At 69.5% G+C, this 22,270-nt stretch carries 17 protein-coding genes; 6 read left to right on the top strand and 11 right to left on the bottom strand.

Translation table 11 applies throughout. The annotated features are described in order from the left end of the window. Positions 1-122: 122 nt before the first annotated feature. The 3 genes from L0C25_RS18765 to L0C25_RS18755 are packed head-to-tail and all read right to left on the bottom strand — an operon-like array spanning position 123 to position 2,077. Complete coding sequence (locus L0C25_RS18765) at positions 123-596, bottom strand: GtrA family protein (RefSeq protein WP_271633281.1); 474 nt, start codon at positions 594-596, stop codon at positions 123-125. Positions 597-635: 39 nt separating this feature from the next. Further along, entirely contained in the window at positions 636-1,886 is a 1,251-nt protein-coding gene (locus tag L0C25_RS18760) for an MFS transporter (RefSeq protein WP_271633280.1), read from the bottom strand. Continuing rightward, on the bottom strand, positions 1,883-2,077 hold the full coding sequence (locus tag L0C25_RS18755; protein WP_271633279.1) for a DUF3046 domain-containing protein: 195 nt from the start codon (positions 2,075-2,077) through the stop codon (positions 1,883-1,885). Before L0C25_RS18755 ends, L0C25_RS18760 begins: the two co-directional genes overlap by 4 nt. A 110-nt stretch (positions 2,078-2,187) precedes the next feature. Between L0C25_RS18755 and L0C25_RS18750 the strand changes: the two genes are divergently transcribed. Then, on the top strand, positions 2,188-3,807 hold the full coding sequence (locus L0C25_RS18750) for an HAD family acid phosphatase (RefSeq protein WP_271633278.1): 1,620 nt from the start codon (positions 2,188-2,190) through the stop codon (positions 3,805-3,807). 111 nt (positions 3,808-3,918) lie between these two features. On the opposite strand, the gene L0C25_RS18745 is transcribed toward L0C25_RS18750, so the two are convergent. Then, entirely contained in the window at positions 3,919-6,099 is a 2,181-nt protein-coding gene (locus L0C25_RS18745) for an MMPL family transporter (RefSeq protein WP_271633277.1), read from the bottom strand. Between the two features lie 103 nt (positions 6,100-6,202). Here L0C25_RS18745 and L0C25_RS18740 point away from each other — a divergent pair, with 103 nt between their 5' ends. The 5 genes from L0C25_RS18740 to L0C25_RS18720 all read left to right on the top strand — a co-directional run bounded on the left by L0C25_RS18740 (position 6,203) and on the right by L0C25_RS18720 (position 14,492). After that, a complete protein-coding gene (locus L0C25_RS18740) occupies positions 6,203-6,970 on the top strand; it encodes a TetR/AcrR family transcriptional regulator (protein WP_271633276.1) in 768 nt (255 codons plus the stop codon). Positions 6,971-7,101: 131 nt separating this feature from the next. Further along, on the top strand, positions 7,102-7,719 hold the full coding sequence (locus tag L0C25_RS18735; RefSeq protein ID WP_271633274.1) for a SigE family RNA polymerase sigma factor: 618 nt from the start codon (positions 7,102-7,104) through the stop codon (positions 7,717-7,719). Next, positions 7,712-9,052, top strand: coding sequence for a hypothetical protein (locus tag L0C25_RS18730; RefSeq protein ID WP_271633272.1), 1,341 nt, complete (start codon positions 7,712-7,714; stop codon positions 9,050-9,052). The genes L0C25_RS18735 and L0C25_RS18730 overlap by 8 nt, the downstream gene beginning before the upstream one ends. A gap of 121 nt (positions 9,053-9,173) precedes the next feature. Then, positions 9,174-13,709 carry an ATP-dependent helicase gene (locus tag L0C25_RS18725; RefSeq protein ID WP_271633271.1) on the top strand — a complete coding sequence of 1,512 codons (4,536 nt, stop codon included), beginning with the start codon at positions 9,174-9,176 and terminating at the stop codon, positions 13,707-13,709. 3 nt (positions 13,710-13,712) lie between these two features. Further along, positions 13,713-14,492 carry a DNA-formamidopyrimidine glycosylase family protein gene (locus L0C25_RS18720; RefSeq protein WP_271633270.1) on the top strand — a complete coding sequence of 260 codons (780 nt, stop codon included), beginning with the start codon at positions 13,713-13,715 and terminating at the stop codon, positions 14,490-14,492. Positions 14,493-14,538: 46 nt separating this feature from the next. Here the strand turns inward: L0C25_RS18720 and L0C25_RS18715 are convergent, their stop codons facing one another. The 7 genes from L0C25_RS18715 to L0C25_RS18685 all read right to left on the bottom strand — a co-directional run bounded on the left by L0C25_RS18715 (position 14,539) and on the right by L0C25_RS18685 (position 22,223). Next, positions 14,539-14,955 carry a hypothetical protein gene (locus L0C25_RS18715; protein ID WP_271633268.1) on the bottom strand — a complete coding sequence of 139 codons (417 nt, stop codon included), beginning with the start codon at positions 14,953-14,955 and terminating at the stop codon, positions 14,539-14,541. Positions 14,956-15,044: 89 nt separating this feature from the next. Continuing rightward, positions 15,045-15,341, bottom strand: a complete 297-nt coding sequence (locus tag L0C25_RS18710) for a helix-turn-helix domain-containing protein (protein ID WP_271633267.1) — start codon at positions 15,339-15,341, stop codon at positions 15,045-15,047. Between the two features lie 63 nt (positions 15,342-15,404). Continuing rightward, entirely contained in the window at positions 15,405-15,890 is a 486-nt protein-coding gene (locus L0C25_RS18705; protein WP_271633266.1) for a CinA family protein, read from the bottom strand. A 34-nt stretch (positions 15,891-15,924) separates the two neighbouring features. Further along, positions 15,925-16,515 (bottom strand): CDP-diacylglycerol--glycerol-3-phosphate 3-phosphatidyltransferase, encoded by a 591-nt coding sequence (gene pgsA, locus L0C25_RS18700; protein ID WP_271633264.1) that lies wholly within the window; start codon positions 16,513-16,515, stop codon positions 15,925-15,927. Beyond that, positions 16,515-17,978 (bottom strand): 30S ribosomal protein S12 methylthiotransferase RimO, encoded by a 1,464-nt coding sequence (rimO, locus tag L0C25_RS18695; protein WP_271633262.1) that lies wholly within the window; start codon positions 17,976-17,978, stop codon positions 16,515-16,517. The genes pgsA and rimO overlap by 1 nt, the downstream gene beginning before the upstream one ends. Before the next feature lie 46 nt (positions 17,979-18,024). Further along, positions 18,025-19,698: a helix-turn-helix domain-containing protein gene (locus L0C25_RS18690; protein ID WP_271633261.1), complete on the bottom strand. Its 1,674-nt coding sequence runs from the start codon at positions 19,696-19,698 to the stop codon at positions 18,025-18,027. Further along, entirely contained in the window at positions 19,695-22,223 is a 2,529-nt protein-coding gene (locus L0C25_RS18685; protein WP_271633260.1) for an FtsK/SpoIIIE family DNA translocase, read from the bottom strand. Before L0C25_RS18685 ends, L0C25_RS18690 begins: the two co-directional genes overlap by 4 nt. Positions 22,224-22,270 lie beyond the last annotated feature (47 nt).

The raw sequence follows: 22,270 nt of genomic DNA, 5'->3' as shown, positions 1-22,270 counted from the left end.
GTGGCGGGCGTGCGTACGGTCACGTCAAACTCTAGGCCCGCGCGCACCCCGCCCCGTGGGCCGGACGTTCGGCAGCGACACGCCGGCGTGTCGCCGGTCGAACGTCCGGCCCAGCGGGCGGGTCAGGCGGGCGCGGGAGCCGGCTTGAAGACGTACGTGCGGTACGTCCAGAACCGGAACAGCCCGCCGAGCGAGACGCCGACGATGTTGGCCGCGATGTTGTCGGCGAGCGGCGAGGTGAAGCCGAGTACGTAGTGCGACATCCCGAGGCTGCCCAGGGCGATGCCCATGCCGATGATGTTGAACGTGACGAACAGCACGATCTCGCGGTGCCGGCGCTCCGCAGGACGGTCGCGCCACGTCCAGTGCTTGTTGCCGACGTACGTCACCAGCAGCGCAACGGCCGAGGAGATCAGCTTCGCGGTCAGCGGCCGGTCGGAGAGCAGTCCCGGCTCACCGAGGTAGCTCAGCAGGTTGAACACGATCAGGTCGGTGGCGTACCCGATCGCGCCGACAACGCCGAAACCCGCGAACTCCGTTGCCCAGGCGGGCACCCGTCGCCGGACGCGCTCGCGAATCAGGACGGCCGTGGACACCCGCGCGATCCTACGGGTAACGCCGCGTCGATCCAACCGTCACGGAGCGTCGACGTCCGGCCGGGGTACGGCGAGCGCCGCCGCCACCACGATGCAGACGATCACGGCGGCGCCGGCGTTGAGCGTCGCGAATCCCCACACGCCGACGACCACGCCCGCGAGCGCGCCCCCGCCGCCCGCGGCGATGCCCATCGTCATGTCGGAGAAGCCCTGCACCGCAGGCCGATCGGCGAGTGGGACCGCGGACGTCACCACCGCCGACCCCGCGACCAGGGCGAACGACCAGCCCAGCCCGAGCAGGAACAGGCCGGCGGTCAGACCCAGTGACCAGCCCTCGTGCGCCGTGCCCGCGAGCGCGACGGCTCCGAACAGGAGCGCACCACCGGCCAGAAGCACCTGCCGAGCGCCGATCGCATCGGTCAGCCAGCCGACAACGGGCGAGAACGCGTACATGCCCACGATGTGCACGCTGATCACGAAGCCGATCACCTCGAGCTCCGCCCCACCGTGCCCCATGTGCAACGGCGTCATCACCATCACGCTCACCATCGTGGCGTGCGCGGCGGCGACCGCGACGATGCCCGCCGCGGCCCTGGGATGCTCGCGCACGGCGTCGATCGCCCGGCGGCGTACGTTGTGCGCCGCCGCACCCGAAGCCCGTTCGAGCTCACGCGCGAGCACGAGTGGATCCGGGCGCATCCGGGTGCTCACCAGGAGTACGCCGAGGCCGATGCCGACCGCGCCGAGCAGGTACGCGCCGGTCAGCCGCGGTAGGGAGAGGAGCTCGGCGAGGTCGCCCGCCGGTCCGACGAGGTTCGGTCCGGCGACGGCGCCGATGGTCGTCGCCCAGACGACGATCGACAGCGCACGCGCGCGATGCGCGGGGTCGGCGAGATCGGTGGCGGCGAACCTCGCCTGCGAGTTGGCGGCCGTCGCCGCCCCGAGCAGCGTCGAGCCGGCCAGGAGTACGGGGAACGACTCGACCACGCCGGCGACCAAGCACAGCACGGCGCCGAGCGCGCCGACGCAGTAGCCGGCCGTGAGCCCGGGGCGTCGCCCGCGGGCGACGGTGATGCGGGCGATACCGTACGACGCCGCTGCGGCACCGAGCACCTGAGCCGTCTGCGCCAGGCCGGCGAGGTCGGCCGAACCGAGGATGTCCTCGGCGAGCAGGGCGGTGACGGCGATACCTGTCGAGACCCCGATGCCGCCGAGTGCCTGGCTTCCGACGAGCGTCGAGATCGTTCTGCGCTGGACCGTCGCGGCATCGGCCCTGCCGAGTGTGGTCATCGCTCGGATGCGGGCAGCTCGAGCGCGGACCACACCGCACGCCAGACGACCTTCGGCGGCTCGCCCGACTCCAGGGCCTGCTCGACCGTACGCCCGTCGAGCTCGCGCAGGACCTGGTCACCGGCCCACACCCGCGCATAGCCCTCACCGAGGTGGTCGTACATCCGGTTCCAGAACTCACTGTGCCTCACCCGGCCAGTATGACCGCGCCGTCCGACACGCAGACGTCGGCGCCCTTCCCAAGCGACGCATCCGGGCGTACCTTCAGCAAGTTGTACGACGAACCTACAAAGGACCTCCGATGAAGCTCTCGACCCTGCGCAATCCGTTCACGGGGGCACTCACCGCCACACTCACGGTGGCTCTGGTGCTCACCACCCCCGGCGCATCCAGCGCGACCCCTCGACACGATCCCGGCCATCAGCGGCTCGAACCGCGTACCCACTTCGTGATGGCACCCGACGGGTCGAGCGGCGCACGCGTCGGCGGCGAAGGCATCCCCGACGTCGACTCGGTCAAGTCGACGATCGCCAGCTACTACGGCGATACGGGCGACGGCACGGCCAATAGGACGTCGTCGCCGTACATCTCCGAACTGCACCGGATCCAACGCGACCAGCAGCGCTACCTGCACCGGGCGTACGAGCGGGCGGTACGGCGCGGCGAGAAGCCGGCACTCGTGTTCGACGCCGACGACACGACGCTGATGACCTACGACATGGAGGTCGCGGCGATGCACTTCAACTTCGACCCCGACCTGCAGGACGTGTGGGTGCAGGACGAGCGCTTCCCCGCCACCCCGGGCATGGTGGATTTCGTCAACGACGCAAAGGACATGGGGTACGCGGTCTTCGGCCTCACCGGCCGCAACGCCGACCAGGAGGAGGCCACGCTCGGCAACCTCGACAAGGTCGGTTACACACCGTTCGACGCGGACAACTTCTTCACCGAGTGGGTCGACCCGGGCGACCAGCCCGACTACATCGACTGTGCGAGCGACGACTGCACCACGGTCGAGTACAAGGCCGGCACCCGCCGGCACATCGAGAAGGACCTCGGGTACGACATCGTGCTCAACGTCGGCGACCAGTGGTCGGATCTGCAAGGTGGCCACGCGGACAGGACCCTGAAGCTGCCGAACCCGACGTACTACCTGCCCAGCCCGAACCTGCCCGGGAAGCACGAGCCATGGCTGGCTCCGCACCGCCGCTTCACGATGAAGCCAGACGGCTCGAGCGGACTGTCCGCGAGCGGCGAGGCGATCCCGAACATCGACTCGGTCAAGTCGACGATTCGCACGTACTACAACGCGACCGACGGCATCGCGGACAAGGACGCGTCGTCGTACATCTCTGAGACCGAGCGGCTCGCCGACCGCTGGACGCCGCGTCTGGAACGCACCTGCGGGCGACTCGACCGTCACGGCGAGCAGCCCGCGATCGTGCTCGACGCCGACGACACCACGTTGTGGACGTACGACATGGAGGACGCCGCGATGGGCTTCCATTTCGACCCCGACCTACAGGACGTTTGGGTGCAGGACGAGCGCTTCCCCGCTACGCCCGGGATGGTCGAGCTCGTGAACAGTGCCGCCGACGCGGGCTGCACCATCGTCGGGCTCACCGGCCGTAACGCCGACCAGGAGGACGCGACCATCGGCAACCTCGAGAAGGTGGGCTACACCGGGTTCTCGGCCGACAACTACTACACGAAGTGGGTGGACGAGGCCGACCGGCCCGACTACATCACGTGCGCGACCGAGGACTGCACAAGGGTCGAGTACAAGGCGCAGACCCGCGCACACGTCGAGGACCAGGGCTATCGGATCGTCGCCAACTTCGGCGACCAGTTCTCCGACCTGCTCGGTGGGTACGCAGACCATACGGTCAAGCTGCCGAACCCGACGTACTACCTGCCGTAGTGCGTACCGCCGCCGATGGCTGCGGTCCGCCGGCCTGATGTCGGTGTGGGATCGGTGGATACCTATTCCACCGATCCCACACCGACTCCGACGCGGCTCGGGTAGACGCGCTCAGCGCGCCCCCGCCAACTCGTCCTCGTCGACGCGCGGCGGCGTAGACGGGGCCTCGCGGATGCCGTGCCGTTCCCACCAGCGCAGCAACGGACCCGGTGCCCACCAGTTGGCGCGGTTCATCACCTTCATCGCGGCCGGCACGAGCACGAGTCGAACGACCGTCGCGTCCAGCAGCAGCGCAACGAGCATGCCGACCCCGATCATCTTCATGAACAGGATGCCCGAGGTGGCGAACGCACCGATCACGACGGCCAGCAGGAGGGCGGCGCTCGTGATGATGCGACCGGTGCTCTGCACTCCGCGTGCGACCGCGACCGTGTTGTCATGCGTGGCGTCCCATTGCTCGCGTACCCGGGATAGCAGGAACACCTCGTAGTCCATCGACAACCCGAACAGGATCGCGAGCATCAGGATCGGCTGCGTCGCGTCGAGGTAGCCGGGCGACTCGAAGCCGAGCAGATCGGAGAGGTGACCATCCTGGAAGATCCAGGTGACCACGCCGAACGATGCACCGATCGACAGGATGTTGACGACGACCGCCTTGAGCGGCAGCACCACTGACCCGAACGCGAGGAACAACAGCACCAGCATCACGGCCACGACGATCCCGGCCATCCACGGAAGGCGGTCGGCGAGCGAGTCGAGCAGGTCGACGGTCTCCGCGCTCTCGCCGCCGATCAATGCCGTCGAGTCACCCGGAGTGGGTACGTCGCGCAGGTCACGGACGATCTGCTGCGAAGCCTCGCTCTGCCCGTCGGAGTCCCACGACGCCTCGATGAGCGACACTGTCTCGCCGCCGGCCTGCGCGGTCTCGACAGGGCGTACGTCGCCGACTCCGTCGACGTTCGCGAGCTCGCCCACGTACGTCTTCGCCTGCGACTCGCTGGCGCCACTCAACACGATCGAGGCGGTCGCGGCCGGGACATCGAACGTATCCTCCATCTGCTCGGTCGAGATCCGCGCCGACGAGTCCGTCGGGAGAACCCGCTCGTCGACGCTGCCGAAGTCGGCGCGTAGGAACGGCAGGGCGAGCCCGGCGAGCAGCAGAGTGACCGCGACGATGCTGACCCAGGGGCGGCGCATGACGGCATGGGCGAAACGTCCCCACGCATGGCTTCCCGTCAGCGAGGCTGCCCGGCGCCGCCGCCACGGCATCGCGCCGACCTCGACCCGGCGCCCGAGCACGGCGAGTACGGCCGGCAGCAGGGTGAGCGAGGCCACCATGGCAACCAGAACGGCCGCGATGCCGCCGAAGGCCATCGAGCGCAGGAAGCCCTGCGGGAAGACGAGCAGCGACGACATCGCCGCAGCCACGGTCAGCCCGGAGAACATCACGGTACGCCCGGCCGTCGCGACGGTTGCCGCAACGGCGGCGTTGACGGCATCGCGGTCGTCCCCCCGACTGTCCCGCTCCTCGCGGAATCGACTCACGATGAACAGGGCGTAGTCGATCGCGAGTCCGAGCCCGAGAAGCGTGATGATGTTGATCGCGAACACCGAGACATCGGTGATCTCAGTGAGCAGACGCACGACGCCGAAGCTGCCGACGACGGCGACCGCACCGATGCCGACCGGCAACAGGGCGGCGACGACGCTTCCGAAGATCACCAGGCTGAGCAGGAGCACCAGCGGCATCGACAACATCTCGGCGCGCTCGATGTCCTCGGACACGGTGTCGTTGACGTCGCCGTAGATCGCCATCTGGCCGGCGACCTGTGAATCGAGGCCCGCAGCGTCGAGGCGCGGCTCCACCTCGTCGTACGCGTCCATCAGCGCGTCGTCGTCGGCACCGTTCAGGGAGATCGTCACGAGCGTCGAGTGCGCGTCGTCCGCGACCATGCCGGGTGCACGCGTGTCGTACCACGTCGTGACCGACTCGACGGCGTCATCGGGGAGGCTCGAGACCACGCCCTCGACGGAGTCCCGGAAACCTGGGTCGCCGACCCGCATGGAGTCGCTCGAGTAGATCACGGCGACGTCGGTCTCACCGACCTGGAAGTCGCGATCGACGATCGTCGCGGCCTTGGTGCTCTCCGATTCGTCGTAGCTGTAGCCGCCTTGCCCGAGATGGTCGAAGACACCGCCCCCGTACGCGGCGGCGGCAGCGACGACGAGCACGCCGACGAGCAGTACCGCGCGGGCGTGTCGGGCGACGAAGCCTCCCCACCGAGTTAACATGTGTTCTCCTTGTGAAAGTGAGTTACTCGCGTTATATGCGTTTACGGTTTACGCTGTTTACTATGAGGGGGCCGTCGATGAGTTGTCAAGGAGTTCGAGCAAGATGACAGAAGCCGGACTGACCCGCCGCGAGCGGCAGCGCCAGGCGACGATGGACGAGATCGTCCGTACGGCGCGCGGGCAGCTGTCCGAGCCCGGAGGCCTCTCCCTCCGCGCCATCGCCCAGGAGATGGGCATCACGGCACCGGCGCTGTACCGGTACGTCTCCAGCCTCGAGGGCCTCACACTGAACGTCACTACCTCCATCTACGACGAGATCGTCGAGGTACTGCACGAGGCGGCCGATCGCCACGCCGAGAGTCCCGAGGCCCGGATCGTCGCGGCCGCCACCGCGTACCGCCAGTGGTCGCTTCGGCACCGCGACGAGTTCGTGCTGTGCTTCGTCACCCAGATCACCGATCCGAGCGAGCCCGAGCAGGACGCGTGCGCGATCGCGGGTGGCCGGTTCCGCCAGTTCTTCGCCGACCTGTTCGTCGAGATCTGGCACCGGCGACCGTTCGCCGTGCCGAGCGAGGCCGAGTTCGCGGAGATCGCCGCCCTGATGGACGACCCGATGAACCCGTTCCGAGACGAACACGACGAGTGGGTCGACTCCGAGGTACCGGCCAGCGTGCAGTGGATCTTCCTGCAGGTCTGGACGCGGCTGTTCGGGATCGTCGCGCTCGAGGTCTTCGGTCACGTGTCGCCGCCGTTGGTCGAGAGTGCCGCGCTGTTTCGCGCCGTCTCGGCCGACTGTGCGGGGACGATCGGCATCGACGCCGCGGCTCTCCCCGGGTTCGAGTCGATCGTCGGTGACGAGCTGAGTCGCTGACCGCACGGAGCCGCACCGGGACGGCAGAAACTGGGTGCGTCGAGAAACCGATCACACTGCGTGATTCGCCTACGGACAGGGGCAACCATCCCCCGCCGTGACACGTCCTTTCGGGGCGTGAGGTTCCCCCGATGACTATCGCGACGCCGCTGCCCGCGACGTACACCGATGCGCGACTGCGTAGCGGTATGGAAGCGTTGTGGCATGCTGGTCGGACAGACCAGAATGTGGGGGCGAACGTGTCGGACGTCGACGCCACGTTCGACGCATTCGTACGCGCGCGGCTTCCCGATCTCCTGCGCTTCGGTCGGATGCTGACGGGCAGCGACGAGGCAGCCGCGGATCTCGTACAGGATGCGCTCGAACGGACCATCATGCACTGGTCGCGGGTCGAGTCCCGCGATGACCCAGAAGGTTATGTACGCAGGGTCATGGTCAACCGCAACATCAGCATCTGGCGGCGGCTGCGCCGCGAGCGCATCACCGACACGCTGCCTGACGACGGTTACGTCGACCGACACCGCGATCGCGAGCTCTGGGAAGCCCTGCTGACCCTCCCGCCGCGGCAGCGCGCCGTGATCGCACTGCGCTACTACGAAGACAAGACCGAGGCAGACGTCGCGGCCATCCTGGGCTGCTCCGTCGGTACGGTGAAGAGCCAGGCGTCCAAGGCGATCACCAAGCTGCGCGCCCTGGTTCCGACATTTGCGGATGCATCGGGTCGAAGGCGAGGTGGAGACGATGTCTGACCATGACGACTCGGAGTACGAAGAACGGCTTCGTCGCGTACTCCGACAGGTGCCGTCGCCGCGCGCCGATGCCGACAGCATCCTTGCGCGGGTCGAGTCCGGCGCCCGCCGCCGGGTACGTCGCCGCCGCATCGGCGGCGCGGTGGCGAGCGCCGCAGCGGTGGTCGCCGTGGCTGCCGTCATCGTCCCGAGCGTGCGCGACGAGCAGAGCAATGTCGCCGACGAGCCGAACGGCACGCATACCCAGAACGAGAAGCGCATCCACCCCACGCAGCTCAATGAGCGCGGCAGCGCCGAGATCGACGGCACGAAGCCGCGATCCAAGGCGACGGCCGGTAAGTCGAAGCTGGCTGCCGGTCAGGAGACCGAGGCAACCGACGTCGCCGTCTCCGATTTCGCCGTCAGCGCCACCGGCAACCTGAGCCTGCTCGGCGAGGGATCCTGCCCGGACGGGCCCTGCTACGTCACTGGTGACCCCACCGGCGACGCCGACTACCGCGTCGCACCGACCCAAGACCGGCTACTCAGGCCGATGAAGTGGACGGCGACCTCGACCGCGGCCGCCGAGCCCGGCATCCAGGTCGGCAGCGACGAGTCGAACTCCTGGACCTGGACCGACGCCCTGTACTCCACCCACGATGCCGGCGAGACCTGGACACCGGCGAGGTTGCCCGGATCGTTCAGCGTCGAGGATGTGGAGCCGGGCGGTGGCCGGGTCTGGGCGTTCGGTACGCGCGCCGACGGCCGGGCAGCGGTGGCCTCGTCGAGCGAGCAGGCGGATGACTGGGTTCACGAGCGCGTACCTGTGGGGCGCAACGAGGTGATTCGGTCGCCGATGCCCGTCGGTGACGAGGTCGCCTTCGTGGCGAGCGACCGCAACAGTGCTCGGAGCGCGCTCGTGCGCTACAACGGTGGCACCTGGGTCCGCACTGCCGTGCCGTGTGCCGAGCCGCTCGAGAGCAGCAGCGCCGACGACACCATCTGGCTTGGCTGCCGCAAGACCAATGGGTTGACGACCGTCACCTGGAGCCGCGACGGCGGCGTCAGCTGGAAGTCGCTGAGGAGCGAGCTCCCCGACTTGAGCGCCGTCGGCGGTGTCGACTCTGACACGGCGGTTGCATCCGCGGGCGAGCAGCTGTACGTGGTCGACGCGGGTGGCGCGGCGGCACCGGTGTCCGCACCGTTCAGCGAGAAGGGCGCCTGGGGCGACAAGATCGGCTACACGGCGATTCGGTTCGACGACGACGGCACCGGCTACGCGACCACGACCGGCGGCGCGCTCGCCCGGTCCGACGACGGCGGAGCGAGCTGGAAGCCCGAACCACTCCACTGACAGATTGCCGAAAGCAGAGACTTCGGTGCGTTGCCGCCGGTGATTCCCTCCACACCGGTGGCAACGCACCGAACCTGATCCGTGGTGACACGCTGTCGGTGGCGTACGTCAAGATGGCGGCATGGCCGACGTACTCGACCGGTTCTCCGAGCCGACCCGAGCCTGGTTCGCGGGCGCGTTCGCGGCGGCGACCGATGCACAGGTCGGCGCGTGGGAGGCGATCTCGGAGGGCGATCATGCGCTTGTCGTCGCGCCCACCGGTTCCGGTAAGACGCTCGCCGCGTTCCTCTGGGCGCTCGACCGGCTGGGAGTCCACGCCGACTCCGACGCCCGCGGCACCCGGGTGCTGTACGTCTCGCCGCTCAAGGCGCTTGCCGTCGACGTCGAGCGAAACCTGCGCTCTCCGCTGGTCGGCATCGCGCAGACGGCCCGTCGACTGGGCGTCGACGCACCCGACGTACGCGTTGGCGTGCGCTCCGGTGACACGCCTCCGACCGAGCGACGCAGACTCACCCAGCGGCCACCCGACATCCTGATCACGACCCCCGAGTCGTTGTTCCTGATGCTGACATCGGCTGCCCGCGAGTCGCTCGGCGCCGTCGACTGCGTGATCATCGACGAGATCCACGCGATCGCCGGCACGAAGCGCGGCGCACACCTCGCCCTGTCGCTCGAGCGTCTCGACTCAATGCTCGACCGGCCCGCACAGCGCATCGGGCTCTCGGCCACTGTCCGCCCGCACGACGAGGTCGCGCGTTTCCTCGGCGGCGCCGCGCCGGTACGCGTGGTCGCGCCGCCGACGGCAAAGCGGTTCGACCTGTCCGTCACGGTGCCGGTCGAGGACATGACCGAGCTGACGTCGCCCTCCGCCGACGCCGGCCCGAACGAAGCGCCGACCCGCCCGTCGATCTGGCCGCACATCGAGGAACGCATCGTCGACCTGATCGCGGCGCACAGCTCGACGATCGTGTTCGCCAACTCGCGGCGGGCGGCCGAGCGGTTGACCGCGCGGATCAACGAGATCCATGCCGAGCGAGTCGGCACCGCCGAAGTCGATGCGGCCCATTCCCCACCCGCGCAGATCATGGCGCAGAGTGGTGCGAGCGAGGGAGTGCCGCCGGCGCTCGCCCGGGCGCATCACGGCTCGGTGAGCAAGGAGCAGCGGGCGACCATCGAGGACGATCTGAAGAGCGGACTCCTCCCCTGCGTGGTCGCGACCAGCAGCCTCGAGCTGGGCATCGACATGGGTGCGGTCGACCTCGTCGTCCAGGTCGAGTCGCCACCGTCGGTCGCCAGCGGGCTCCAGCGGGTCGGCCGCGCGGGTCACCAGGTCGGTGAGGTGTCGCGCGGCGTCGTCTTTCCCAGCCACCGCAGCGACCTGGTTTCGGCAACGGTCGTCGCCGAGCGCATGCGCGCAGGCGAGATCGAGACCCTCGCAGTTCCGTCGAACCCGCTCGACGTGCTCGCTCAACACACCGTCTCCGCCTGTGCATTGGAGGCGATCGACGTCGACGAGTGGTACGACCGGGTTCGCCGATCGGCGCCGTTCACCACCCTGCCCCGCTCCGCGTACGACGCGACCCTCGACCTGCTGGCCGGGCGATACCCGTCCGACGAGTTCGCCGAGCTCCGTCCGCGCATCGTGTGGGACCGCGTCAACGGCGAGCTCACGGGGCGCCCGGGTGCCCAGCGGCTCGCGGTCACCTCCGGCGGCACCATCCCCGATCGCGGCCTCTACGGCGTGTTCCTCGCCGGCGCCGAGGCCGGCTCGCGCGGGGCGCGTGTCGGTGAGCTCGACGAGGAGATGGTGTACGAGTCGCGCGTCGGCGACGTCTTCGCCCTCGGCACGACGAGCTGGCGGATCGAGGACATCACGCATGACCGCGTGCTCGTCTCACCCGCGTACGGCCTGCCCGGGCGTCTCCCGTTCTGGAAGGGCGACGCGCTCGGCCGACCCGTCGAGCTGGGGCGCGCCGTCGGCTCGTTCCTCCGCGCAATGACGGGACGAGACACTACGGCGGCGCTGGAGCGCTGCCGTGCGGCCGGCCTCGACGACTGGGCGATCGCGAACCTCACTGCTCTTGTCGAGGAGCAGCGAGCCGCGACCGGACGCGTCCCGCACGATCGGCAGCTGCTGGTCGAACGCTTCCGCGACGAGCTCGGCGACTGGCGGGTCGTGCTGCACTCTCCCTACGGCATGCAGGTGCACGCACCCTGGTCGCTCGCCGTCGCCGCTCGCGTACGCGATCGGTTCGACATCGACGGCGCCGTGGTGGCCAACGACGACGGCATCATCGTCCGACTGCCCGAGACGGATGCCGAGCCGCCCGGCGCCGAGCTGTTCAGCTTCGACGCCGACGAGATCGAGTCGCTCGTCACGGCGGAGATCGGCGGCTCGGCGCTGTTCGCCGCGCGGTTCCGCGAGTGCGCGGCTCGTGCGCTGCTGCTCCCGCGGCGCGACCCTGGTCGCCGTTCGCCGTTGTGGCAGCAGCGGCAGCGCTCGGCCCAGCTGCTCGAGGTGGCACACAAGTATCCGAGCTTCCCGATCGTGCTCGAGGCCGTGCGTGAGTGCCTCCAGGACGTCTATGACGTTCCCGCACTGCACGACCTGATGAGCCGCATCGAGGCCCGCACCATCCGCGTCGCCGAGACGACTACCCCGCAGCCGTCACCGTTCGCCCGGGCGTTGCTGTTCGGCTTCATGGGCTCGTTCGTGTACGAGGGCGACAGCCCGCTCGCCGAGCGCCGCGCCGCCGCCCTCGCCCTCGACTCGCGGCTGCTGTCGGAGCTCCTCGGTCGGGCAGAGCTGCGCGAGCTGCTCGACGCCGACGTGATCGCGCAGGTCGAGTCCGAGCTGCAACGGCTGGCGCCCGACCGGCGCGCGCGCGACGTCGAGGGCATCGCCGACCTGCTCCGGCTCCTCGGGCCCTTGTCGGCCGATGACGTACGCGCCCGAAGCGAGCCCGGAGTCGATGTCGGTGCCGCCCTCCAGGAGCTGGTCGACCGCCGCCGAGCGGTCGCGCTCACCCTCGCCGGGGAGGCGCGCTACGCCGCCATCGAAGACATCGCCCGCCTTCGCGACGCTGTCGGCGTACCGGTCCCGATCGGCACGCCCGAGGCGTTCGTCGCACCGGTCGACGATCCGCTCGGCGACCTCGTCGGCCGGTACGCACGAACGCATGGCCCGTTCGTGCCACACGATGTGGCCGTCGCACTCGGCATCGGCGACGCGGTCGTACTCGACACCGTTCGCCGACTCGCCACGGAGGGTCGGGTCGTCGAGGGCGAGTTCCGGCCCCACCTGCAGGGCGGCGAGTGGTGCGATGCCGAGGTACTCCGACGCATCCGCCGCCGCTCGCTCGCCGCCCTGCGCAAGGAGATCGAGCCCGTTCCACCCGACGCGCTCGCGCGGTTCCTGCCGGTGTGGCAACACGTCGGCGGTCGGCTGCGCGGTATCGACGGCGTCGCAACGGTCGTCGACCAGCTCGCCGGGTCGCCGGTACCAGCGTCGGCGCTCGAGCCGCTCGTGCTCGGTTCCCGCGTCGCCGACTACACGCCCGCGATGCTCGACGAGCTGATGTCATCCGGCGAGGTCGTGTGGGCGGGGTCGGGCTCGATCCCGGGCAATGACGGCTGGGTCTCGCTGCATCTCGCCGACACCGCACCGCTCACCTTGCCGACTCCGGTCGACGCCGAGTCCGCCGTCGAGTCGGCGGTGCTGGAGGCGCTCGCGGGCGGCGGCGCATTCTTCTTCCGGGCGCTGTCCGACGCCGTCGCACGCACCCGTGATGAGATCGTCCCCGACGACGAGCTGCACGATGCCCTCTGGGATCTCGTCTGGTCGGGCCGCGTCACCAACGACACGCTCACTCCGCTGCGGACGCTGCTGTCCGGCGGTCGTACGGCACACCGATCCACGACTCGCCCGCCCCGTGCGCGTACTGCACGGCGCGGCGGTGCGGCGCGTCCTCGAATGCCCAGCCGCACCGGCCCGGCCACAGCCGCCGGGCGTTGGTCGCTGCTCCCCGCGCCCGAGACCGACGCGACGCTACGCGCACACGCGCATGCGGAGCTGCTGCTCGAGCGCTGCGGCGTCGTGACCCGAGGAGCTGTGGTGGCGGAGCGAACTCCTGGCGGGTTCAGTGCCATCTACAAGGTGCTCAGCGCGTTCGAGGAGAGCGGCCGATCCCGCCGCGGATACTTCGTCGAGTCGTTGGGTGCCGCACAGTTCGGCACGACCGGCGCAGTCGACCGGCTCCGGACGTTCGTACGCGAGCCGACCGATGCCGCTCCCGGTGACGCACTGGTGTTGGCGGCGACCGATCCGGCGAATCCGTACGGCGCCGCGCTGCCATGGCCGGAGCGCGCCGACGACGACTCGGGCCACCGGCCGGGGCGCAAGGCCGGCGCCGTCGTGGTGCTGCTCGACGGGCGGCTCGTGCTCTATCTCGAGCGCGGCGGGCGTACCGTGCTCACGTTCACCGACGGGGTCGAGCCCGCGGTACGCGCACTCGCCGCCGCCGTCTCGCGGGGATCACTCGGCGCCCTCAGCATCGAGCGGGTCAACGGCGAGCGGCCGATGAACACCGGCCTGGCCGAGCCGTTGAAGGCCGCGGGATTTCACGCCACTCCACGGGGCATGCGGCTGCGAGGGTGATCGGTGCCCGAGGGTGACGCGGTCTGGCGCACGGCGAAGCGACTCAATGACGCGTTCGCGGACACCGCGCTGACCGAGTGCGACCTGCGAGTTCCGCGGTACGCCACCCTCGACCTCAGCGGCGAGACGGTATCGGAAGTGGTCAGCCGCGGGAAGCATCTTCTGATGCGAATCGGCATCAACACCCTGCACAGCCACCTGAAGATGGAGGGTGCCTGGCAAATCTACGCTCGCGGGAGCCGATGGCGTCGTCCGTGGCACCAGGCACGTGCGGTTCTGAGTAACGAACGTTGGCAAGCGGTCGGATTCTCACTCGGTGCCCTCGATGTGGTCCCGATCGAGCAGGAGCGAAGCCTCGTCGGACACCTCGGTCCCGACCTGCTCGGAGCCGACTGGGACCCCGACCGCGCGGTGACCAACCTTCGTGCCGACCCGGGCCGCGCGATCGGGCTCGCCCTGCTCGACCAGACCAATCTGGCGGGCATCGGCAACATCTACCGAAGCGAGGTCTGCTTCGTACGCGGCGTCGACCCTCGCAGGGCAACCGGCGCAGTCGCCGATCTCGGCCGCCTCGTCGAGGTTGCCAGCACCATGCTGCGGGCGAACCTCGACCATGCGGCGATCGTCACGACGGGAAACCTGCGCCGTGGTCAGCAGACCTGGGCGTACGGCCGAGCGGGCGAGCCGTGCCGGCGCTGCCGCACAACGATCGTCCGCGACTACCTCGGCGACGGGCCGGACACGGAGCGCTCGATCTACGTCTGCCCGTCCTGCCAGACATGACTGTGGGGCTCCCGGCGACACCGGAAGCCCCACAGAACGTGTCGTACTAGCCGCGGATCGGCGCGCTGACGGTGTACACGTACCACTTGCCCTTGCGCTTGTCGTTGTGCAAGTACAGGTCCGAGTACTCCTCGTAGCAGGTGTTCCATGCGCGCAGCTTGTTTCCGCTCACCTTGCGCCCCTTGCTGCCGAGAATTCGCTGGGCCTTCTTGAGCGGCATGTAGACGTTCAGCTTCTTCGTCTCCTTGAGCGAAGCCGCCTTCTTGCCGCACCGAAGCGCGCTCTCGCCGGACTTCTCGTTCGCCGCCGTCTTGGCCACGGACTTGCTCAGCTCAATCTGAGTCTTGTCCGCCGGAGACGCCGCGCCATCACTGTCGGTCGCGGACGACGCGGACGAAGCCGCGACCGCAACCGTCATACCGATCGCAACTGTCACGGCCGCGGCGGTCTTCTTCACCGTCATGGGACTCCCTGTTCGTCATCTATGGATGGCCCTCCACCACCCAACTGCGCATCATCATGCACGACGAAGGGGTCAGCACCGCAGGCAGGTCAGCCGACGCTGACCGGCACGGACAGCTTGGCGGCGTCGTCGGGCACCAGTGTCGCCAGCTGCTCGGCGAGCTCGAGCTGGACGCTCACGTCGCGCAGCACGCGGGCGAGGGAGACCTCGAGCGCGTCACACAGGGCGGCCAGCAGCTCCGAGCTCGGCTCCTTCTGGCCGCGCTCGACCTCGGAGATGTAGCCCAGGCTCACTCGCGCCTTCGCGGAGACCTCACGCAGGGTCATGCCGCGCCGGACGCGATGCGTACGGAGCGTGTCGCCGATCAGTTCTCGGAGCACAACCACTCTCGGACCTCCGTTCGGGCCATAGGATTCCACAACATCTTGCACAACACCGTACGCCCGAGATTACTTCCCGGTTCCACACCGCTCCCCGAGACGCTCCAGCACAAGGTCGAGGGCGGCGTCGACGGTGCCTCGGCGGATCTGCGCACGATCGCCGCCGAGAGCGAGCGCACGGGCCGCGACGCCCGATTCGTCGGCGATCGCGATGAAGACGGTGCCGGCCGGCTTCCCCTCGCTCGGATCCGGCCCCGCGACCCCGGTCGTCGCAATGCCGAGGTCGCTGCCGCACCGCTCACGCGTGCCGCGGGCCATCCTCTCGGCGGTACCGCGGTCGACCGTGCCATGAGACTCGAGATGGGTCGCTTCGACGCCCAACAGGCTGGTCTTCAGGTCTGCCGCGTACGCGACGACGCCGCCCCGTACGACCTCTGAGGCGCCGGGCACGTCGACCAGCGTGGCGCACAGCAGGCCACCAGTGAGCGACTCCGCGGTCGCGATCGTCAGACCTGCGCCGCGCAGCGCGTCGACGACCCGCTGCGGATCGCTCACCGGGCCGGCCTCGTGCTCGTGGTTCGCGCGCCACTCACGCCGGGTCGTCCGACTCGCGGTCGCGACGCAGCGAGATCGCCTGCTTGACGTAGTCGAGGCCGGTAACGACGGTGACTGCGACAGTGGCGCCCATCGCGATGTGAGCGAGCCAGAGCGCCCAGTCGGGCAGCGGGAAGATGTACATCGCGAGTGCGACCGTCTGGAGGACCGTCTTGATCTTGCCGCCCCGGCTCGCGGCGATCACCCCTCGCCTGATGACCCAGAAACGCATCAGGGTGATGCCCCACTCGCGTACGAGCACGACGATCGTGACCCACCACCACAGCTCGCCGATGATCGACAAACCGACGAATGCCATGCCGGTAAGGGCCTTGTCGGCGATCGGGTCGGCGATCTTGCCGAAGTCGGTGATCAGACCGCGGCTGCGCGCGAGGTCGCCGTCGATGCGGTCGGTGAGCATCGCGAGCAGGAACACCGCAAAAGCCGCAAGCCGGTAGCCCGTGCTCTCTCCGTCGTCGACCAGCAGCAGCCAGCCGAAGACGGGCACCATCAGAATGCGCAGCACCGTGAGCGCGTTCGCGATGTTGTAGTTGCTCGGGGCGGCCTCGCTCGCACCGTTCGGCATCAGCTCACCTGCACTACGTCGGCGATCAGGTCTACCCCGTCGTTGGCGACGACGCGCCCCGTCACCGTCGCGCCCGGCTGGACGTCGAGTGCACGGCCGCCGACCGTACTATCGCGCAGCAGCGTACAACCGTCGACCTCGGGCCCCTGATGCTCGGCACGTCCGACGACGTCGCCGTCGACCGACTCGACGAGAACGGAGACGAACTCGCCATGCCGGTCGGCGGCCCGTTGGTCGGTCAGCTCCTCGACCAGCCTGCTGACGTGCTCGACGCGATCGGCGATCTCATCGGGATCGAGCTTCTCGTCGAGGCTCGCGGCCTCCGTGCCGTCCTCGTCGGAGTAGCCGAAGACGCCGGTCGCATCGAGGCGGGCCTCCACCAGGAAGTCGCACAGCGTCTCGAGATCGTCTTCGGTCTCGCCCGGGAAGCCGACGATGACGTTGCTGCGTACGCCCGCCGCGGGCGCCCGGTCGCGAATCGTGCCAAGCAGCTCGAGGAAGCGCTCGGCGTCACCGAAACGGCGCATGCGCCGAAGCAGCGGACCGGACGCGTGTTGGAACGACAGGTCGAAGTACGGCAGGACTCCGGGCGTACTCGTCATCGCCTCGACGAGTGAGGGGCGGGTCTCGGCGGGCTGCAGGTACGAGACGCGTACGCGCTCGACGCCCTCGACGGCCGCCAGCTCCGGCAGCAGCGTCTCGAGGAGGCGCAGGTCGCCGAGATCCTTGCCGTACGAGGTGGAGTTCTCGCTGACCAGGAACAGCTCCCGGGCGCCGTTCGCGCCGAGCCACCGCGCATCCGCGAGTACGTCGGACGGGCGGCGAGAGACGAAGGAGCCGCGAAACGCCGGGATGGCGCAGAACGTGCAGCGCCGGTCACAACCGGACGCGATCTTCAACGGCGCGGTCGGTGAGTCGTCGAGCCGCGTGCGTACGATGCGCGGTCCGGACGCGGGGGCGAGGCCCTCCGGAAGGTCGGGCTGTGCCGGCGCGTGCCCGGGGACCACGACGTCGGCGCCGGCGCGCTCGACCGGGCTGATCGGCAGCAGGGTGCGCCGGTCGACGGGTACGTGCGGCTCGTGCCGCTCCCCCGCGACGATGCTGCGCAGCCGTCCGGCGATGTCGGGATAGTCGTCGAAGCCGAGCACGGCATCGGCCTCCGACAGCGAGTCGGCGAGCTCACTGCCGTACCGCTCGGCCATGCAGCCGACCGCGACGACGGACTTCGTGCGCCCGTCGCCCTTCAGCTCGGCGGCCTGCAGCAGCGTGTCGACGGAGTCCTTCTTCGCCGACTCCACGAACCCGCAGGTGTTGACGACGACCGCCTCGGCGTCGGAGGCATCCGCGACCAGCCGGAAGCCGTCGCGCTGGAGCCGGCCGGCGAGCTCCTCGGAGTCGACCTCATTGCGCGCGCACCCGAGGGTGACCAGCGCAACGGTGGTGGGATCGGTATCGCTCGACATGGAACCGCCATTATCGCGTACGCCGTCTACCTCTGTGCTGGCGGCGCTACTTCTTACCGAGCGTCGCCTCGCTGTTCGGCCCGCGCGCGTCCATCGCGCCCGCGGCCTCGCCGTTGACCTGGGTACGTACGCCGGCGCCGCGCTTGATCTGCACGGCCGCCCTGCCGGGCACCTCGAGGCGCTTGTCCTGTCCCGCGGTGAGCGTGCCGCGCCACGCGACCGCGCCGTCGGAGGTGCGTACGACGACCTGGGTCATGCCGCCCGGACGCCCGGTCAGCACGAGGCGGTTGCGGGTCGGTGGTCCGAAGCTCTTCAGCTCACCCTTGTCGGCGCTGGCGGCGGCGCCCGCACCGGACGTGTTCGCCGTCGCCGTGTCGCCGGACGAGCCGTCGGACTCCTCGGAGCCGGTGAAGTACTGCACCGCACCCCAGACGATGCCGAGCACCAGCACCACGGCGATCAGCGCGGCCCAGTTCGGGCCGCCCGTCGTCAGCCGGATCGAGGGGCGAGGGCCGGTCGCGAGCTCGGCCTCGAACACCTTGCGCGCCTCGATCGGCGCTTGTGCGTACGCGTCGTCGTACACCCGGATCAGCTCGTCGGCGTCGACGCCGAGCACCCGCGACAGGCTGCGCAGGTGTCCGCGGGCGTAGAAGTCACCGCCGCACGGCGCGAAGTCGTCGAACTCGATCGACTCGATCACGTGCGGGCGGATTCGGGTGCGTTCGGCGAGCATGTCGACGCTGAGGTGGAGTCGCTCACGGGCCTCACGCAGCGTCGGACCGATCAGCGGATCGAACTCCGGCTCGACTTCGGGCTCCTCCTCGACCACCACGACCTCGGCCTCGGGCTCCTCCTCAACCACCGGTGTCGACTCGATCACCAGCCCGACCCTGCCGTGTGTTCCGCGCAGCTCATGCGCCTCCGGCAGGTCCGCCGGATCGGACTTGAGCGCAAGCATCCCGATCGACGAGGGCGCCGTGCGGGTGATGTCGGCGCGTACGGCGCGCCCGGCGCCCTGGATCGCGGGAACCGGCGCACCGCGCCGCGGCTTGGGATCGGCGGGCTCGGTTGGGGGACCCGCCGGCCCGGGATCGTTCACCGGGCCGGCTGGGTTGAACCGGGTCTCGTCCTCATCGTCGGTCGCCACCGACGGGGGCTCGTACTCATCGCGCGTCGCGGCGTACTCGGCCGCCGACGACTCCCAGATCGACGGCTCGGCGTCGGGTTCGGGCTCGTCCCCGGCTTCCGACACCCGCACGGACACGGCGGTTCGGTCCTTGGCCAGGCCGGTCAGTCTTCGTACGACCTCCTCCGCGCGCGTGGTCGTCGCGAGCCCCATCGGCAGCGACAGCGGCTCGTCCTCGGTCTCCGAGACGACGACGATCCGGCCGTCGCGCAGGAATCCGCGCCGCGGCTCCAGCTCGACCCGGTCGATCGATACCCACGGCAGGCCGCGCCACTCGCGACCGACCCGCAGGCGTACGCCGTGGGTGTCGGCGACCAGGAGGGGCGCACGCGCGTCGATCCAGGCGACCAGATGCAGGATGCCGATCATGCACAGCGCGCCGACGACGATCCACAGCACGGCCGAGGAGTCGACGGAGGCCCGCCAGCCGTACGCGAGCGCCATGGCGAGCGAGCCGAACGCGACGAGTGCGAGGAGGCCCGCGTTGCGGCGTACCTCGATCGGCTCGTTGGTCGCATCGGGTTGAACGGTCATGACGACTCTCCCCTCAAGCCGGCGATCACATCGTCGAGGTCATCGGGTTTGATCAGTACGTCGCGCGCCTTCGATCCCTCGCTCGGCCCGACGATGCCGCGCGACTCGAGGATGTCCACCAGCCGGCCCGCCTTCGCGAAACCGACCCGTAGCTTGCGCTGCAGCATCGACGTCGAACCGAACTGGGTCGAGACGATCAGCTCGGTCGCCGCGATCACCAGGTCGAGGTCGTCGCCGATGTCGTCGTCGAGCTGACGCTTCGCCTGCTGCGGCTCGGTGACGTCCTCGCGGTAGACGGGCTGCAGCTGCTCCTTGCAGTGCTTGCCGATCGACTCGATCTCCGACTCGGTGATCCAGGCGCCCTGCATACGCATCGGCTTGTTGGCGCCCATCGGCAGGAACAGCCCGTCTCCCCCGCCGACCAGCTTCTCGGCGCCGGGCTGGTCGAGAATGACCCGGCTGTCGGCGAGCGAGGACGTCGCGAACGCCAGCCGGCTGGGTACGTTCGCCTTGATCAGGCCCGTCACCACGTCGACGCTCGGGCGCTGCGTCGCGAGCACCAGGTGAATGCCGGCCGCCCGGGCGAGCTGGGTGATGCGCACGATCGAGTCTTCGACGTCGCGCGGCGCGATCATCATCAGGTCGGCGAGCTCGTCGACCACGACGATGAGGTACGGGTACGGCGCGAGCTTGCGCTCACTGCCCGGTGGCGCCTCGACGCTGCCGTTGCGGACTGCCTTGTTGAAGTCGTCGATGTGGCGGAACCCGAAGTTGGCGAGATCGTCGTAGCGCATGTCCATCTCGCGTACGACCCACTGCAACGCCTCGGCGGCCTTCTTCGGGTTGGTGATGATCGGCGTGATCAGGTGCGGGATGCCCTCGTACGCCGTCAGCTCGACCCGCTTGGGATCGACCAGGATCATGCGTACCTCGTCGGGCGTCGCGCGCATCAGCAGCGACGAGATCATCGAGTTGATGAAGCTCGACTTGCCGGATCCGGTGGCGCCCGCGACGAGCAGGTGGGGCATCTTGGCGAGGTTCGCGACGACGAAGCCGCCCTCGACGTCCTTGCCGAGGCCGACGACCATCGGATGGTGGTCGCCGCGCGCCTTGCCCGAGCGGAGCACGTCGCCGAGCGACACGGTCTCCTTGTCGGTGTTGGGAATCTCGACGCCGATCGCCGACTTGCCGGGGATCGGCGACAGGATGCGTACCTCGTTGGAGGCGACGGCGTACGAGATGTTCTTGGTCAGCGCGGTGACCTTCTCGACCTTCACGGCCGGGCCGAGCTCGACCTCGTAGCGCGTGACGGTCGGTCCGCGGGTGTAGCCGGTGACCTTCGCGTCGATGTTGAACTGGTCGAGAACCTCGGTCAGCCGATCGACGACGGCGTCGGAGGCGGCCGACCGCGCCTTGTGCGGGCTGCCCTGCCGCAGTACGTCGCCGGCGGGCAACGCGTAGACGACATCGCCGGACAGCATCAGCTGCTCGGCGCGGGTCGGTAGCGGGTTGTGCGGAGGCGGCGGCGAGGTCTCGGGCTCGGCGTTCGGCGTGGTCGCGGCGGGCCCTTCGGCGTCACCGACCTCGGGGCTCGGCGGATCGTCGAAGCCGCTGCGCTCCTCGATCGACGGGGTTTCGACCAGCGGGGTGTCGTACGGCTTGCTGGTGTCCTCCGCCGATGTCTCAGCCTTGCGCCGGGTGCGCTTCTTCTTCGGCTCTGCCGGCTCCTCGTCGTCCCGGTGCCGGCCGAGTACGGCGTCGCGCGCGGCCGCCAGCCGGCGCGGGATGGCGTAGACGGGCGTCGCCGTGACCACCAGCAGCCCGAACACGGTGAGCAGGGCGAGCAGCGGGATCGCGACGTACTCGGTGCGGAAGAGGTCGACGAGCAGCGCCGACATGAAGTAGCCGATCGCACCGCCGGCGTCGTCCATCGCCTCGGTGCCGGCGACGGTGCTCGGCCGGGGAAGGCCGTGACTGATGTGCACGATGCCGAGCACGCCGGCCGCGATCGACGCCCAGCCGATCACCTGGCGGCCGGCGGGGCCGTTCTTGTCGGGGTGGCGCAGAGTACGCCAGGCGATGATCGCCAACAGCACCGGAACCGCCCACGCACCCATGCCGACGGCACCGGTGACGACGTCGCGCAGGAAGTCGCCCGCCCGACCGGGGATCTGCCACCAGATCGCCGCGGCAACGATCACTGCGAGGCCGATCAGGGAGAGCCCGGCACCGTCACGGCGATGCTCGGGCGACAGGTCTCGGGCCGTGGAGCCGAGGCTGCGGGCGATGGCGCCGATGGCACCGGCGATCGCCAGCCAGACGGCCGCGATGCCACGGCCGATGGCCATCAATAGACGTGGAAGTAGGCCAGGCCCGGATCGCGATTTCGAGGTCCGCTTCTTTGCGGCGGACCGCTGCCTCGACGTACTCCGTGCCTGGCTACCGGACGACCGGGATCGAGAGCTCTTCGACGCGGACGCCTTGGAGCCTCGCGACCGCGGTGGGGAAGACGTGCGGGTCGCCATGGCTGCAGCCTAGGCCGAAATCACAGGAGTCCCACGCGTTACACGCC

The sequence above is a fragment of the Solicola gregarius genome, from assembly GCF_025790165.1.
GTDB classification, from domain to species: domain Bacteria; phylum Actinomycetota; class Actinomycetes; order Propionibacteriales; family Nocardioidaceae; genus Solicola; species Solicola gregarius.
The sequence above is the reverse complement of the archived record's forward strand: the minus strand, read 5'-3'. Positions and strand labels throughout refer to the sequence as shown.

Coding starts and splice junctions, on each gene's coding strand:
- L0C25_RS18760 (WP_271633280.1), bottom strand. CDS start 1,886: ATGACCACACTCGGCAGGGCCGATGCCGCGACGGTCCAGCGCAGAACG.
- L0C25_RS18750 (WP_271633278.1), top strand. CDS start 2,188: ATGAAGCTCTCGACCCTGCGCAATCCGTTCACGGGGGCACTCACCGCC.
- L0C25_RS18745 (WP_271633277.1), bottom strand. CDS start 6,099: ATGTTAACTCGGTGGGGAGGCTTCGTCGCCCGACACGCCCGCGCGGTA.
- L0C25_RS18740 (WP_271633276.1), top strand. CDS start 6,203: ATGACAGAAGCCGGACTGACCCGCCGCGAGCGGCAGCGCCAGGCGACG.
- L0C25_RS18735 (WP_271633274.1), top strand. CDS start 7,102: ATGACTATCGCGACGCCGCTGCCCGCGACGTACACCGATGCGCGACTG.
- L0C25_RS18730 (WP_271633272.1), top strand. CDS start 7,712: ATGTCTGACCATGACGACTCGGAGTACGAAGAACGGCTTCGTCGCGTA.
- L0C25_RS18725 (WP_271633271.1), top strand. CDS start 9,174: ATGGCCGACGTACTCGACCGGTTCTCCGAGCCGACCCGAGCCTGGTTC.
- L0C25_RS18715 (WP_271633268.1), bottom strand. CDS start 14,955: ATGACGGTGAAGAAGACCGCCGCGGCCGTGACAGTTGCGATCGGTATG.
- pgsA (WP_271633264.1), bottom strand. CDS start 16,515: ATGCCGAACGGTGCGAGCGAGGCCGCCCCGAGCAACTACAACATCGCG.
- rimO (WP_271633262.1), bottom strand. CDS start 17,978: ATGTCGAGCGATACCGATCCCACCACCGTTGCGCTGGTCACCCTCGGG.
- L0C25_RS18690 (WP_271633261.1), bottom strand. CDS start 19,698: ATGACCGTTCAACCCGATGCGACCAACGAGCCGATCGAGGTACGCCGC.
- L0C25_RS18685 (WP_271633260.1), bottom strand. CDS start 22,223: ATGGCGACCCGCACGTCTTCCCCACCGCGGTCGCGAGGCTCCAAGGCG.